Below are 14810 nucleotides of genomic sequence, written 5' to 3'. Positions count from 1 at the left end.
AGACGTTAACGGCGGAAAACGCCTGCGCCACGTCGTCGCGCCGTCAGCCCGCCCGTTTCAGGCCGCCTTTGGCCTCGATGAAGCCGACGATCTGGTCGAGCCCCTCGCTCTTTTTCAGGTTGGTCATGACGAAGGGGCGCGCGCCGCGCATGCGCCTGGCGTCCGTCTCCATCTTCTCCAGGGAGGCGCCGACATGGGGCGCGAGGTCGATCTTGTTGATGACCAGGAGGTCGGAGCGGGTGATGCCGGGGCCGCCCTTGGACGGGATCTTGTCGCCGGCCGCCACGTCGATGACGTAGATGGTGAGGTCGGCGAGCTCCGGGGAAAAAGTGGCAGCCAGATTGTCGCCGCCGGACTCGATCAGCACGAGGTCGAGCCCGGGGAATTTTGCGCGCATGTCGGCGACCGCGGCCAGGTTCATCGAAGCGTCCTCGCGGATCGCGGTGTGCGGGCAGCCGCCGGTCTCGACGCCGGCGATACGGTCCGGCGTCAGCGAGCCCGAGCGCACGAGGAATTCCGCATCCCATTTGGTGTAGATGTCGTTGGTGATCGCCGCGATGTCATAGCGCTCGCGCATAGTCTTGCAGAGCAGGTCCATCAGCGCGGTCTTGCCCGATCCGACCGGGCCGCCTATTCCGACACGCAAGGGGCCGTGAGATTTCGACATGTCACTCGCTCTCTCTTGATGGATTAAAGGCCGCACCGCTCACGAGCGAAACAGCCGCGTATATTGCGTCTCGTGCCGCAGACTGGCGAGATCGGCGCGGAAGGTCGCGCTGCCGAGGTCGTTCAATGTCGCATTCAACGCACGATTGGCGGTCGCAGCAACGGCGGCTTCCAGCTTCACCAGCACCCGCTGGCTGTCGGTCTGGCCGAGCGGAATGAGGCGGCTCGCCGCCGAAATCCAGTTCGAAACCAGCGCATGCAGGAAGGCATGCAGCGTCGGCGCCAGCGGCACGCCGTGCACCGCGGCGACCACACCGACGGCGACAGGATAGACCAGTGCCGTGCGACATGCCGCAACCATGGCATCCAGCCCGTTGGCGTCCCACGCGGCACGGGAGATGTCGATGAAGGCGCGGCCCTGCGAGGTCGTCTCGAGCTGCCGCTCGCGCGACGGCACGAAGGCGGCGGCGAGCTCCGCGATATCGTTCAAGGTGGTGTCTTCGCCCAACTCAGTGGCGCGATAGGCGTGGACCAGGAACGTCGCATCGCAAAAGCCGGAACCATCGCCCAGCATGGCGTCGAGCCAGTCGGCCAGCGTCGCGGTGTCGGTGATGTCGCCCGCCTCGACCGCCCATTCGATGCCGCTGGAATAGGAGAAGCCGCCGACCGGAAAGGCCGGCGACAGCCACGTCATCAGCCGGTACAGCGCCGCCGCCTCGCGCTCGGCGAGGTCACCGGCACTCACCGGCTCATTTGTGGTCATGAGCATGCTTGTGGCCGTGGTGGTGGTCGGGGTGGTCGCAATGCTCGTCGTGGTGATGGTCGTGGCCGTGGTCATGCGCGGCATGATCGTGGTTATCGTGGCCATGATCGTGGTGGTGATGGCCGTGATCGTGATGCGCATGGTCGTCGTGGCCATGTGCATGGCCGGCATCGGCGTAAGCGCCGCCTTCGGGATCGAACGGCGCCTCGATCTCGATCACGCGCGCACCGAGGCCCTTCACCATGGCCTCGATGACATGGTCGCGGCGGATGCGCAGGCCCTTGGCCATGATCTGCGTCGGCAAATGACGATTGCCGAGATGCCAGCCGACGCGAATGAGGTGGTGCGGATCGCGACCGCGGATCTCCAGCAGCGGCTCGGGCGCCGCGACCACTTCGACCAGCCGGCCGTCCTCCAGCACTAACGCATCACCGCCGCGCAGCGCGACGGCATTCTCCAGGTCGAGCAGGAATTCGAGGCCCCGCGTCCCCGTCATCGCCATGCGGCGGCGGTGCCGGTCGTCGAAATCGAGCACCACCGTATCCGCCGGCGTCTCCGTGAAGCCGTGCTGTCCCTTAACCTGCGTCGCCCGGATCATGCTTTTACCCCGTTACCGTGTCTCGACCTTCTCGGGCGTGATCACTTCAATCTTCGGCGGCGCCGTAAAACACTTCACCGCGACGCGACCGAACGTCTTCATGTGCTCCATGGCGCGATGCGGCACCAGCGCCTCGGCGCTCTCCCACTGCTCGACGAATACCATCTTGGCGGGATCGGTGACGCTCTCGTGCAAATCATAGGCGATATTGCCGGGCTCCTTCCGCGTCTCCTTGATGCAGGCGGTGGCGGCCGCAATGAATTCGGCGCGCGTCTCGGGCTTGATGGTCAAGGTGGCAACGACGTAAATCACGAGAAATCCTCCCGGCTTTTCTTCTAAGGTAAGATACCGGGCGGGACCTTAGACCAGGCGGGGTCGAACGCAAAACCGGAAAAGCCGCCCCCCGGGCCTGCGCCGGGGGCATGCGTCCAGGCGCTATTTCAGTACATGAAATATCGCTGCGCCATCGGCAGCACCTCGGCGGGCGCGCAGGTGAGCAGTTCGCCGTCGGCGCGCACCTCGTAGGTCTCGGGATCGACCTCGATATTGGGCGTGGCGTCGTTGTGGATCATGCTCTTCTTCGAGATTTTTCCGCGGGTGTTCTGCACCGCATAGAGCTTCTTGTCGATGCCGAGCTTTCGCGCGAGGCCGCCGGTGACCGCCGCCTTCGAGGTGAACACCACGGACGACGTGGTGCGCGCCTTGCCGAAGGCACCGAACATCGGCTGATAGTGCACCGGCTGCGGCGTCGGGATCGAGGCGTTGGGATCGCCCATGGGGGCGGCGACGATCGAGCCGCCCTTGATGATGCAGTCCGGCTTGACGCCGAAGAAGGCCGGCGACCACAGCACGAGATCGGCGAGCTTGCCCTTCTCGACCGATCCGATCAGCTTCGACACGCCGTGCGCGATCGCAGGATTGATCGTGTACTTGGCGATGTAGCGCTTGACGCGGAAATTGTCGTTGTCCTTGCCTTTGTCCTGGTCGAGCGACCCGCGCTGCTTCTTCATCTTGTCCGCGGTCTGCCACGTCCGGATGATGACCTCGCCGAGTCGGCCCATGGCCTGCGAGTCCGAGGACATCATCGAGAGCGCGCCGAGATCGTGCAGGATATCCTCGGCCGCGATGGTCTCCTTGCGGATGCGGCTCTCCGCAAACGCGAGGTCTTCCGCGATCGAGGGATCGAGATGGTGGCACACCATCAGCATGTCCAGATGCTCGTCGATGGTGTTGCGGGTGAAGGGCCGCGTCGGGTTGGTCGAGGACGGCAGCACATTCTTCAGCCCCGCGACCTTGATGATGTCTGGGGCGTGACCGCCGCCGGCGCCCTCGGTGTGGAAGGCGTGGATGGTACGGCCCTTGAAGGCCTTGATCGTATCCTCGACGAAGCCGGATTCGTTCAGCGTGTCGGAATGCAGCATGACCTGGACGTCGTAATCGTCGGCCACCGACAGGCAGTTGTCGATCGCAGCCGGCGTGGTGCCCCAGTCCTCGTGCAGCTTCAGCGCGCAGGCGCCGCCCTTGATCATCTCGACCAGGGCGGCAGGCCGCGACGCGTTACCCTTGCCGGAGATGCCGAGATTGACCGGGAAGGCGTCGAACGACTGGATCATCCGCCCCATGTGCCACGGTCCCGGCGTGCAGGTGGTGGCGAACGTGCCGTGCGAGGGACCGGTGCCGCCGCCGAGCATCGAGGTGACGCCAGACATCAGCGCGTGCTCGATCTGCTGCGGACAGATGAAATGGATGTGGCTGTCGAAGCCGCCTGCAGTGAGGATTTTTCCTTCGCCCGCGATCACGTCGGTGCCGGGGCCGACGATGATGGTGACGCCCGGCTGGATGTCGGGATTGCCAGCCTTGCCGATCGCCGAAATCATGCCGTCCTTGATCGCAACGTCGGCCTTCACGATGCCCCAGTGGTCGACGATCAGCGCATTAGTGATGACGGTGTCGGCCGCGCCCTGCTTGTTGGTGACCTGCGACTGCCCCATGCCGTCGCGGATCACCTTGCCGCCGCCGAACTTCACCTCCTCGCCGTAGGTGGTAAAATCCTTCTCGACCTCGATGATGAGATCGGTGTCGGCCAACCGCACCTTGTCGCCGGTGGTCGGGCCGAACATGTCGGCATAGACGGAACGCTTTATTTTGACGGACATCACAAGCCCCGTTTGCGTTTGAATTTTTGGTTGTTCACAGCGAAGCCCTCGCTGCGCTTACGGCATCGTCGAATTTTGCATCGAGCCACGAATTGCCGCCACGGCATCCGGCGACGACTTGCTCAGCCCAGCCCGTGTAGTCGGCGAGATCGTCGCGCTCTTCGGCGGACGGGTCGGAATGAATGCGCGCGCCGATATTGCTGATCTTGTCGGCGATCTTGATCAGCTTGGCGCCGGCCGATTTCTTCGGTGCATCGACGATCTGCCGGCGTCGCCGCTCTGGCTTGGGCAGGCTCATGTCGTCGGTGCATTCAACGACGAGAGAGGCGACGCGATCAGAGAATTTCTGTGCGAGCTCCTCGCGAGTGGTGTCGGTGTCCTCGATCACGTCGTGCAGCCACCCGGCCGCGACCAGCTCGGCATCCGCGCCATCGGTCGCCGTCGCCAGCAGGTTCGCGACCTCCGCGAGATGATTGATGTAAGGCTCGTTCCCCCGCCCCTTGCGCGCCATGCCATTGTGCCGGCGCGCGGCCAGCTCAGCGGCTTCCGAGATAAGGCGGATGGCGGGAAGCATGACTCACAGCTTCCCCATCACGTCGCCACGAAAACCGTAGATCGTCTTCTTCCCCGCCACCGCGACGAGCTGGACGTCGCGGGTCTGGCCGGGTTCGAAGCGGACGGCGGTGCCGGCGGCGATGTCGAGGCGCATGCCGCGGGCTTTCTTGCGATTGAATTTCAGCGCCGGGTTGGTCTCGAAGAAATGGTAGTGCGAGCCGACCTGGATCGGGCGGTCGCCGGTGTTGGCCACCGTCAGCGTCACGGTCTTGCGGCCGGCATTGAGCTCGATCTCGCCGTCCTGGATGAAGAGTTCGCCGGGAATCATGCTCTCGCTCCTACCTGATCGGCTCGTGCACGGTGACGAGCTTGGTGCCGTCCGGAAAGGTCGCCTCGACCTGGATGTCGTGGATCATTTCGGGAATGCCCGGCATCACCTGGTCGCGGGTGAGGACCTGCGCGCCGGATTGCATCAGCTCGGCGACGGTGCGGCCGTCGCGCGCGCCTTCGAGGATGAAGTCGGAGATGATCGCGATCGCCTCGGGATAGTTGAGCTTGACGCCGCGATCCAGCCGGCGGCGGGCGACGATGGCCGCCATCGAGATCAGGAGCTTGTCCTTTTCGCGGGGAGACAGGTTCATGCAGCATCTCTTCCGTTCAATGCATCAATTCAGCAGCCATCAACTCAGCCACAGCCGCGGCAGCGCCGCGCCGGTCCGCGCCAGCACCGCCATCATGTCGGCGCGCAAGCGCGCGGCATCTTGGGCACAGAACCGCGCCATTGCAAAGCCATTCCAGGCGGAGATTCCGACCTCGCCGGCGAATGACTCCGAGGCCTCGCGGATACGCTCGATCAGCCGCTCGTCGCCGGGAACGATCAGCGCCGTGCCGATCGCGGCACCGCCCTTGGCCACCGCCGATCGCCCAAGTTTTGCACCGATATTGCCGTCGAGCCTGACGGTTTCGGCGAACACCAGCTTGCCCCCACGACGCAGCCGCCAGCGATCAAAGAACTCGCCCTGCTCCATCCGCTCGCCCATGGCGGTGCGGCCGAACACGACGATCTCGCAAAGCAGAAGCGAGGCGGCCTCGTCGAGTTCGATGTCGAAACGACGATGGACCCGGGCGCGATCGAACAGGATCGTCTCCTGGGGCAGCCAGCCGAGATGCGCGCCTGCGGCGACCTTCAAGGCGATATTGAGCTGCGCCGCCGCCCCTGGCGCGCGATAGACCTTCTCGGCCGCAGCGGTGGTCAATGTCAGGCGCGACCCCTGCCCTGCCGCGATCTCGATGTCAAAACTATCTCCGCCGGCAACACCGCCAGCCGTGTTGACGAACACGCCGGAGAGCCCCTCGCCCTCCGGCGAGGGAAAGCGCACGCGCAGGGAGCCGGACTCATGCAAGACGCCCCGCCGCGTCACCCCATCGCGGGCATGGACGTCGAAGCGCACCGCGCCGCGGGCGCGGTTCGCCTCGAAAACCGAAGATGTCGTCAAAGCGTCGCTGCGCATCCGTCTCCCCAGCCGGCCGCGGCAGAAATTTTCGGATTACAGCGCCATCTGGCGGCTGATTTCGGCCGGATCGAGATTGGATCGGTCGCAGGAGAACTTCACCGCGCCGCGATCCATCACCGCGAAACTGTCGCCGAGTTCGCAGGCAAAGTCGAGATATTGTTCGACCAGCACGATGGCGATGTTGCCGAGGTTACGCAGGTAGGAGATGGCACGGCCGATGTCCTTGATGATCGACGGCTGGATGCCTTCGGTCGGCTCGTCGAGCAGCAGCAGCTTTGGCCGCATCACCAGCGCACGCCCGATCGCGAGCTGCTGCTGCTGGCCGCCGGAGAGGTCGCCGCCCCGCCGGCCGAGCATGGACTGCAGCACCGGGAACAGCGAGAACACGTCGTCCGGGATGTGCTTGTCCTCGCGCTTGAGCGGGCCGAAGCCGGTCTTGAGATTCTCCTCGACCGTCAACAGCGGAAATATCTCGCGGCCCTGCGGCACGAAGCCGATGCCCTTGCGCGCCCGCTCATAGGGCTTCAGGCCCGTGATGTCGCTGCCGTCGAGCACGATCGCGCCGGAGGAGATCGGATACTGGCCGACCATGGCGCGCAACAGCGAGGTCTTGCCGACGCCGTTGCGCCCGAGCACGCACGTGACCTTGCCGGGCTCTGCGGCGATGGAGACGCCGCGCAGCGCCTGCGCCGCGCCGTAGAACAGGTTGATGTCCTTGACCTCAAGCATCGCTCAGCGCCCCAGATAGACTTCGATGACCCGCTCGTTGGACGAGACCTGGTCGATGGTTCCTTCCGCAAGCACGGTGCCTTCATGCAGGCAGGTGACCTTGACGCCGAGCTCGCGCACGAACGTCATGTCGTGCTCGACGACCATCACGGTGTGGGTCTTGTTGATCTCTTTCAGCAGCTCGGCGGTGAGATGGGTCTCGACGTCGGTCATGCCCGCGACGGGCTCGTCGACGAGCAGCAGCTTCGGATCCTGCGCCAGCAGCATGCCGATCTCGAGCCACTGCTTCTGACCGTGGCTGAGGCTGCCGGCGAGCCGGTTGCGGGCGTCGGTGAGGCGGATCGTCTCCAGCACCTTGTCGATGCGCTCCGATTCCGCCCTGCTGCCGCGCCAGAACAGCGTGCCCTTGACGCTGTGGTCGACATTGAGCGCGAGCAGGAGGTTGTCCTGCACGGTCTGGCTCTCGAACACGGTCGGCTTCTGGAATTTGCGGCCGATGCCGAGCTCGGCGATGCGGGTCTCGTCCAGACGCGTCAAATCGGTGACGCCGTCGAACAGCACCGTGCCCTCGTCGGGCTTGGTCTTGCCGGTGATGATGTCCATCATCGTGGTCTTGCCGGCGCCGTTCGGGCCGATGATGGCGCGCATCTCGCCGGGCGCGAGCGTCAGCGACAGATTGTTGATGGCGTGGAAGCCGTCGAACGAGACGTGCACGCCGTCGAGATAGAGCATCGCGGAGGTCGCGCGGGTATCCATGACGTTCATTGCGCCTACTCCGCCATCTTGGGTTCGGTGACGCCATCTTCGGCCGCGGCGCTCGCGCTGGCTGCGGTGCGTTTTTCTTTTGACGACTCCCACCAGGCATTGAAGGTGCCGACGATGCCCTTCGGCAGCAGCAGCGTCACCAGGATGAACAGCGCGCCCAGCATGAACAGCCAGTAGGGCGCGAGCATGCCCGAGGTGAAGAACGTTTTTGCGTAGTTGACGACGACGGCGCCGAGTGCAGCGCCGATCAGCGTACCGCGGCCGCCGACCGCGACCCAGATCACCGCCTCGATCGAATTGCCGGGTGCAAATTCGCTCGGGTTGATGATGCCGACCTGGGGCACGTAGAGCGCACCGGCAACGCCGGCCATGCAGGCCGACAACGTGAACACGAACAGCTTGTAGGATTCGACGCGGTAACCGAGGAACCGGCTACGCGATTCCGCGTCGCGGATTGCGATCAGAACCTTGCCGAGCTTGGAGGACACGACGGAGCGGCAGATCAGGAAGCTCAGGATCAGCGCCAGGCAGCTCAGCGCAAACAGCGCGGCACGGGTGCCCTCGGCCTGCACGTTGAAGCCGAGGATGTCCTTGAAGTCGGTCAGGCCGTTGTTGCCGCCGAAGCCGAAATCATTGCGGAAGAAGGCGAGCAGCAGTGCATAGGTCATCGCCTGCGTGATGATCGACAGGTACACGCCGGTGACGCGGGAGCGGAAGGCGAGCCAGCCGAAGCAGAAGGCGAGCAGGCCGGGGACGACCAGCACCATCAGCGCCGCGAACCAGAACATGTCGAAGCCGTACCAGTACCAGGGCAGCTTCGAATAGTTCAGGAACACCATGAAGTCGGGCAGGATCGGGTTGCCGTAGACGCCGCGGGTGCCGATCTGCCGCATCAGGTACATGCCCATCGCGTAGCCGCCGAGCGCGAAGAAGGCGCCGTGGCCGAGCGAGAGGATGCCGCAATAGCCCCAGATCAGGTCAATCGAGAGCGCGAGGATCGCGTAGCAGACATATTTGCCCCAGAGCGCGACCAGATAGGTCGGCACCTGCAGGAACGAGCCCGCGGGCAGCAGCAGGTTGGAGAGCGGGATGAGGATGCCGCAGGCCGCGACGATGGCGAGAAAGATCGTCGCGCCGCGGTCCAGCGACCTGGTCAGCATGTGGGGGGTCATGCTTCCACCGCACGGCCCTTGAGCGCGAACAGGCCGCGCGGCCGCTTTTGAATGAACAGGATGATGAGAACGAGGATCGCGATCTTGCCGAGCACGGCGCCGGCGACCGGCTCCAGGAACTTGTTGGCGATGCCAAGCGTGAAGGCGCCGACCAGCGTGCCCCAGAGATTGCCGACGCCGCCGAACACCACGACCATGAAGCTGTCGATGATGTAGCTCTGGCCGAGATTGGGGCTGACATTGTCGATCTGCGACAGCGCCACGCCCGCGATGCCGGCAATACCGGAGCCGAGACCGAAGGTCAGCGCGTCGACGCGCGAGGTGGCGATGCCCATCGAGGCCGCCATGCGGCGGTTCTGCGTCACCGCGCGCATCTCGAGGCCGAGCGCGGTGTAGCGCAGCATCGCGAGCAGGATCGCGAACACCGCGAGCGTGAAGACGAGGATCCAGAGCCGGTTGTAGGTGATGGTGATCTGGCCGAGCTCGAACGCGCCGCTCATCCAGGAGGGATTGCCGACCTCGCGGTTGGTCGGGCCGAACATGGTGCGCACCGCCTGCTGCAGCACCAGCGACAGGCCCCAGGTTGCCAGCAGCGTCTCCAGCGGACGGCCATAGAGGAAACGGATGATGCTGCGCTCGATCAGCACGCCCATGCCGCCGGCGACGAGGAAGGCGAGCGGCACGGCGATCAAGAGCGAATAATCGAAGAGTGCGGGATAGCGGGTGCGGATCACCTCCTGCACCACGAAGGTGGTGTAGGCGCCGATCATCACCATCTCGCCATGGGCCATGTTGATGACGCCCATCACGCCGAAGGTGATGGCGAGCCCGATCGCGGCGAGCAGCAGCACCGAGCCGAGCGAGAGGCCGTACCAGGCATTCTGCACCGTGGACCAGACCGCGAGCGAGCCCTGGATCGAGCTGATTGCGCTCGCAGCGGCCTTGGTCACCGAGGCCGGCTGATCGCCCATGCCTGTCAGCAGCGCCATCGCCTCCTGGTCGCCGCGCGCCTTGAGGGTCGCGACCGCCTCGAGCTTCTCGACCTCGGTGGCATCGGACTTGAACAGCAGGATCGCGGCGCGGGCATCGCCGAGTGCGGCCTTGACCGATTTGCTGGTTTCCTTGGCGAGCGCGGCATCGACCGGCTCGAGCGCGGTCTCCTCGTGCGACTTGAAGACGGATTGCGCCGCCTGGAGGCGCGTTCCGACATCCGGCGACTGGAGCGTCAGGCTGCCGATCGCAGCGTCGACGCTGCGGCGCAGGCGGTTGTTGAGGCGCACCGCGCTGGCGCTATCGGGAACGCTGGCGACGGGCTCGCCGGTCGCAGCATCGATCGACTTGCCGTCGGCACTGGTGACGTAAACCTTCTTGCTATCAGGGTCGGCCATGAGGCGACCGTCCTGGAGCGCGCTGATGATGGGGAAAGCCAGCTTGTTGCCGCTGCTCGCGACGACGCCTATCGCCTCATCGGTGTCGGAGAAATCGTCATTGGCGAATTTGGCGACCGCATCCTCGAACGGACCGGCAAAGGCCGGCAGTGCGAACGCGATCAGAAACAACGAGAGGACAAAGGTACAGAGACGAGCGGACAAATTGGTTGGCACTTTGAATCACCCCGGCAGAAGTGGGGAGAAGGCGGCGGAATAGCCGCCTCCTCCCGTCGTGCAATGAACCGACAGATCGGGATCAGGAGCCCGAGCCGAGGCACTTGTTGGTCTTGGTGTTGAAGTTGCCGCACTTCTTGCCGACCCAGTCGCCGACTAGGTCCTTGGAGCCATCGAGCTCCTTCGACCAGGCGTCGCCTGCGACAAGACCCGGGGTCTTCCACACCACGTCGAACTGGCCGTTGGCTTTGATTTCGCCAATGAACACCGGCTTGGTGATGTGATGGTTCGGAAGCATCTTGGAGGTGCCGCCGGTCAGGTTCTTGGCTTCGATGCCGGGCAGCGCGTCGATCACCTTGTCCGGATCGGTCGACTTCACCTTCTCGACCGCCTTGACCCACATGTCGAAACCGATGACGTGCGCTTCCATCGGATCGTTGGTCACGCGCTTCGGGTTCTTGGTGTAGGTCTGCCAGGCCTTGATGAACTTCTCGTTCTCGGGCGACTTGATCGACTGGAAGTAGTTCCAGGCGGCAAGATGACCGAGCAGCGGCTTGGTGTCGATGCCGGCGAGCTCTTCCTCACCCACCGAGAACGCGACCACCGGGATGTCCTTGGCCTTGATGCCCTGGTTGCCGAGCTCCTTGTAGAAGGGAACGTTGGCGTCGCCGTTGATGGTCGAAACCACCGCGGTCTTCTTGCCGGCCGAGCCGAACTTCTTGATGTCGGCCACGATCGTCTGCCAGTCGGAGTGACCGAACGGCGTGTAGTTGATCATGATGTCTTCCTGGGCGACACCCTTCGACTTCAGGTAGGCTTCCAGGATCTTGTTGGTGGTGCGCGGATAGACGTAGTCGGTGCCCGCGAGCACCCAGCGCTTCACCTTCTCGTCCTTCATCAGATAGTCGACGGCGGGGATCGCCTGCTGGTTCGGCGCAGCACCCGTGTAGAACACGTTGCGCTCGCTCTCCTCGCCCTCGTACTGCACGGGGTAGAACAGGATGCTGTTCAGCTCCTTGAAGACCGGGAGCACGGACTTGCGCGACACCGAGGTCCAGCAGCCGAACACGACCGCGACCTTGTCCTTGGTGATCAGCTCGCGCGCCTTTTCGGCGAACAGCGGCCAGTTCGAGGCAGGATCGACCACGACGGCTTCGAGCTTCTTGCCGTTGACGCCGCCCTTCTTGTTCTGCTCGTCGATGAGGAAGAGGATGGTGTCCTTCAGCGTGGTTTCGCTGATGGCCATGGTGCCGGAGAGAGAATGAAGGACGCCGACCTTGATGGTGTCGTCCGCGGCCTTTGCGCCGGTCAATGAAGCCAGACCCATCATCAGTCCGGCGGTCGCGGCGAGAACGCCACGGCGGCTAAATGACGCCGCTATATCGTGAGTGGATTTGTTAAGCATGGATGTATCATCTCCCTGACGCAGACGTGAAAAAGACGCTGCGAAACGGCCCCACGGCCGCCTGCGATTAACGGAATCGCAAGAACCATGCCATGGGCTGGGCACATGCCAACCTATTGGTCAGATTATATAATTTCCCTGCAATCCAACTTTCGCCGCAGTCCAATTGCCCAAATCTTAGGCGAGTAAAATGTATGCCAATGCGGCAGACAGGTTATTTTTTAAGCAAAACAGCAACCCTGTCTAAATTTCCGGCATAACTATTTCTGCACTGCAATCGCGGTTTGAGGCCGCGTTGCCTTGAAACCGCCCCCTGAATGTTCCATATGGAGGTTCGAGACCTCTTGCGAATCAAGGGGTCGTAGCGAGCCGCGTGTTCTTAAGCCCTTTCCGGGCCTCTGGCTTGCCCCATCCCATAAGCCATCCGACACCCCAAACACGCAGGTGTCCATTCGACACCCTTATTGCGCGTGCCCCGCTGATTGCGCTGGGCGCCCGCTTTCGACATGGAAAGAACCCATCTTTTGACTTCCTTTCAGGACTTCGGCCTTGCCGAACCCATCGCGCGTGCTCTCGCCGAAGAGAATTACGTCACCCCCACCCCCATCCAGGCCCAGACGATTCCCACGGCGCTGACCGGCCGCGACGTCGTCGGCATCGCCCAGACCGGCACCGGCAAGACCGCGTCCTTCGCGCTGCCGATCCTGCACCGCCTGCTCGAGAACCGCATCAAGCCGCAGCCGAAGACCTGCCGGGTGCTGGTGCTCTCGCCCACCCGCGAGCTGTCCGGCCAGATCCTCGATAGCTTCAACGCCTACGGCCGCCACATCCGGCTGTCCTCGACACTCGCCATCGGCGGCGTGCCGATGGGCCGCCAGGTTCGCGCGCTGATGCCTGGCCTCGAGGTTTTGGTGGCGACCCCCGGCCGGCTGCTCGACCTCGTGCAGAGCAACGGACTGAAGCTTGGAAGCGTCGAATTCCTCGTGCTCGACGAGGCCGATCGCATGCTCGACATGGGCTTCATCAACGATATCCGCAAAATCGTCGCCAAGCTGCCGATCAGGCGGCAGACGCTGTTCTTCTCGGCCACCATGCCGAAGGACATCGCCGAGCTCGCCGACGCGATGCTGCGGGACCCCGCCCGCGTTGCGGTGACCCCGGTGTCCTCGACCGCCGAGCGGATCAACCAGCGCATCATCCAGGTCGATTTCTCCGCCAAGCCCGCCTTCCTGACCAAGCTCCTGAAGGACGAGCCGGTCAATCGCGCGCTGGTCTTCACCCGCACCAAGCATGGTGCCGACAAGGTCGTGAAGACACTTGAGAAGGCTGGCATCGCCGCCAGCGCCATCCATGGCAACAAGTCACAGAACCATCGCGAGCGGACGCTCGCCCAGTTCCGTTCCGGCGAAATCCGCACCCTGGTCGCCACCGACATCGCGGCCCGCGGTATCGATGTCGACGGCATCAGCCACGTCATCAATTTCGACCTGCCGAACGTGCCGGAGACCTATGTGCACCGCATCGGGCGCACCGCGCGTGCCGGTGCCGAAGGCACCGCGATCTCGCTGGTCGCCGGCGGCGAGGAACTGAGCTATCTCCGCGACATCGAGCGGCTGATCAAGGTAACGCTATCGCGTGAGGATCACCGCACCGATGCCGGGCGCCGCGATGCGGGCCCGCCCCCGCCGCAGCAACGACAGGGCCGGCCGGGCCGCCCGGGCCAGCGCCCGCAAGGCGCAAGGCATGGTGAGGGACGTCACACTGACGGACGACGCAGCGACGAAAGGCATGCCGACGGACGCCACCATAGCGCCGGCAAGCATGGCGACGGAAGGCCCGGCGAAGGTCGGCACGGTGACGGAAGGCATGTTGACGGACGTCCCGGTGGTAGCCAGAAGGTCTCGAAGGGGTCTCGCCGCCAACGGTCCGGTGGTAAGACGCATTCTTCCCCAACCGAGCGCCCGGAACAGCGTTCCGCGCATAGCGCCGGCAAGCCCGATGGGATACAAGGCGTGGCCTTTTTACGCCGCGAGAGTCGGCCGATGGGCCAACCGACCCGCAAACCCTATTCGCACTAGCCGTCCACGACCTGGAGAAATTCATGGCTAAGGAAGAGCTGATCCAGTTCGAAGGACTGGTCACCGAAATCCTCCCCGACGCGCGCTACCGCGTGCAGCTCGACGCCGGGCACGAGATCGTCGCCTACACCGCCGGCAAGATGAAGAAGAACCGCATCAAGACGCTGGCGGGTGACCGCGTGACTGTGGAAATGTCGCCCTACGACCTCGAGAAGGGCCGGCTGATTTTCCGCCACAAGGACGAACGTCCGAGTGGCGTGGGCGGGCCTCCCCGTCCCGGACAGCGCGGTGGCCAGTTCCGCCGCCGTTGATCCGCTTCCAGCACATCGGTCGCGGAACTAAAATTCTGACCTGTATGCTGATCCGCCGTGTCGATCGCGGCGGATCAAAAAATCGTGCACGTCAGGATTGTTTTGGTGCCTTAATTCCAATAAAATCACTCATCGATTTTCGGCCGGACGACATTGGCATCCACCGGTACAGCCGGTTCAGACACGCTGACGACCCTTCCAGAAACTCGATCTAACCCGCCTGCGAAAGTAGGCTTCGACACTGCACATCTGAGAAGGAACTACCCCGTGAGCATGGGAACCGTGAAGTGGTTTAACGCGACCAAGGGCTTTGGCTTCATCCAGCCCGACGATGGCGGCCAGGACGTCTTCGTACACATCAGCGCCGTCGAGCGCGCCGGTCTCGGCACGCTGCGTGAAGGTCAGAAGGTCTCTTACGAGATCGTGGCCGACCGTCGTTCCGGCAAGTCGGCAGCGGACAACCTCCGCGCCGCCGGTTGAGCCCACGGGCCTTT

17 protein-coding genes are annotated in these 14810 nt (G+C 64.0%); 3 read left to right on the top strand and 14 right to left on the bottom strand.

The genetic code is table 11. The annotated features are described in order from the left end of the window. Positions 1 to 43: 43 nt before the first annotated feature. The 14 genes from ureG to urtA form a co-directional block, all read right to left on the bottom strand. A complete protein-coding gene (ureG, locus tag AB7G19_RS06050) occupies positions 44 to 667 on the bottom strand; it encodes an urease accessory protein UreG (RefSeq protein ID WP_063980981.1) in 624 nt (207 codons plus the stop codon). 39 nt (positions 668 to 706) lie between these two features. After that, on the bottom strand, positions 707 to 1435 hold the full coding sequence (locus AB7G19_RS06045; RefSeq protein ID WP_085401872.1) for an urease accessory protein UreF: 729 nt from the start codon (positions 1433 to 1435) through the stop codon (positions 707 to 709). Continuing rightward, positions 1416 to 2027: an urease accessory protein UreE gene (locus tag AB7G19_RS06040; RefSeq protein ID WP_085401873.1), complete on the bottom strand. Its 612-nt coding sequence runs from the start codon at positions 2025 to 2027 to the stop codon at positions 1416 to 1418. Before AB7G19_RS06040 ends, AB7G19_RS06045 begins: the two co-directional genes overlap by 20 nt. Before the next feature lie 12 nt (positions 2028 to 2039). Further along, the gene (locus tag AB7G19_RS06035) at positions 2040 to 2339 is read right to left on the bottom strand and encodes a putative quinol monooxygenase (protein WP_014498210.1); all 300 of its coding nucleotides are present in this window, start codon (positions 2337 to 2339) and stop codon (positions 2040 to 2042) included. Positions 2340 to 2467: 128 nt separating this feature from the next. Beyond that, positions 2468 to 4183 carry an urease subunit alpha gene (gene ureC / locus AB7G19_RS06030; RefSeq protein ID WP_085401874.1) on the bottom strand — a complete coding sequence of 572 codons (1716 nt, stop codon included), beginning with the start codon at positions 4181 to 4183 and terminating at the stop codon, positions 2468 to 2470. 34 nt (positions 4184 to 4217) lie between these two features. Further along, on the bottom strand, positions 4218 to 4757 hold the full coding sequence (locus tag AB7G19_RS06025) for an HD domain-containing protein (protein WP_085401875.1): 540 nt from the start codon (positions 4755 to 4757) through the stop codon (positions 4218 to 4220). Between the two features lie 3 nt (positions 4758 to 4760). Next, positions 4761 to 5066, bottom strand: coding sequence for an urease subunit beta (locus tag AB7G19_RS06020; RefSeq protein WP_085401876.1), 306 nt, complete (start codon positions 5064 to 5066; stop codon positions 4761 to 4763). Positions 5067 to 5076: 10 nt separating this feature from the next. Beyond that, positions 5077 to 5379: an urease subunit gamma gene (locus tag AB7G19_RS06015; RefSeq protein WP_085401877.1), complete on the bottom strand. Its 303-nt coding sequence runs from the start codon at positions 5377 to 5379 to the stop codon at positions 5077 to 5079. A 39-nt stretch (positions 5380 to 5418) separates the two neighbouring features. Further along, positions 5419 to 6249, bottom strand: coding sequence for an urease accessory protein UreD (locus AB7G19_RS06010; RefSeq protein ID WP_085401878.1), 831 nt, complete (start codon positions 6247 to 6249; stop codon positions 5419 to 5421). Positions 6250 to 6285: 36 nt separating this feature from the next. Beyond that, positions 6286 to 6981, bottom strand: coding sequence for an urea ABC transporter ATP-binding subunit UrtE (gene urtE, locus AB7G19_RS06005; protein ID WP_008131878.1), 696 nt, complete (start codon positions 6979 to 6981; stop codon positions 6286 to 6288). A gap of 3 nt (positions 6982 to 6984) precedes the next feature. Then, positions 6985 to 7746, bottom strand: coding sequence for an urea ABC transporter ATP-binding protein UrtD (gene urtD, locus AB7G19_RS06000; protein WP_014498216.1), 762 nt, complete (start codon positions 7744 to 7746; stop codon positions 6985 to 6987). A 5-nt stretch (positions 7747 to 7751) separates the two neighbouring features. After that, the gene (gene urtC, locus AB7G19_RS05995; protein ID WP_085401879.1) at positions 7752 to 8918 is read right to left on the bottom strand and encodes an urea ABC transporter permease subunit UrtC; all 1167 of its coding nucleotides are present in this window, start codon (positions 8916 to 8918) and stop codon (positions 7752 to 7754) included. Beyond that, positions 8915 to 10522 carry an urea ABC transporter permease subunit UrtB gene (gene urtB, locus AB7G19_RS05990; protein ID WP_441267743.1) on the bottom strand — a complete coding sequence of 536 codons (1608 nt, stop codon included), beginning with the start codon at positions 10520 to 10522 and terminating at the stop codon, positions 8915 to 8917. Before urtB ends, urtC begins: the two co-directional genes overlap by 4 nt. Positions 10523 to 10604: 82 nt before the next feature. Further along, positions 10605 to 11927, bottom strand: coding sequence for an urea ABC transporter substrate-binding protein (gene urtA / locus AB7G19_RS05985; RefSeq protein WP_063980975.1), 1323 nt, complete (start codon positions 11925 to 11927; stop codon positions 10605 to 10607). A 506-nt stretch (positions 11928 to 12433) separates the two neighbouring features. On the opposite strand from urtA, the gene AB7G19_RS05980 reads away from it, so the two are divergent. The 3 genes from AB7G19_RS05980 to AB7G19_RS05970 all read left to right on the top strand — a co-directional run bounded on the left by AB7G19_RS05980 (position 12434) and on the right by AB7G19_RS05970 (position 14796). Beyond that, on the top strand, positions 12434 to 14005 hold the full coding sequence (locus AB7G19_RS05980) for a DEAD/DEAH box helicase (protein ID WP_085401881.1): 1572 nt from the start codon (positions 12434 to 12436) through the stop codon (positions 14003 to 14005). Positions 14006 to 14028: 23 nt separating this feature from the next. Continuing rightward, positions 14029 to 14316, top strand: a complete 288-nt coding sequence (gene infA, locus AB7G19_RS05975; RefSeq protein WP_008131890.1) for a translation initiation factor IF-1 — start codon at positions 14029 to 14031, stop codon at positions 14314 to 14316. 267 nt (positions 14317 to 14583) lie between these two features. Then, entirely contained in the window at positions 14584 to 14796 is a 213-nt protein-coding gene (locus AB7G19_RS05970; RefSeq protein ID WP_028148374.1) for a cold-shock protein, read from the top strand. Positions 14797 to 14810 lie beyond the last annotated feature (14 nt).

It is taken from the genome of Bradyrhizobium sp. 215_C5_N1_1 (assembly GCF_052075935.1).
Classification (GTDB): Bacteria; Pseudomonadota; Alphaproteobacteria; order Rhizobiales; family Xanthobacteraceae; genus Bradyrhizobium; species Bradyrhizobium barranii.
The sequence above is the reverse complement of the archived record's forward strand: the minus strand, read 5'-3'. Positions and strand labels throughout refer to the sequence as shown.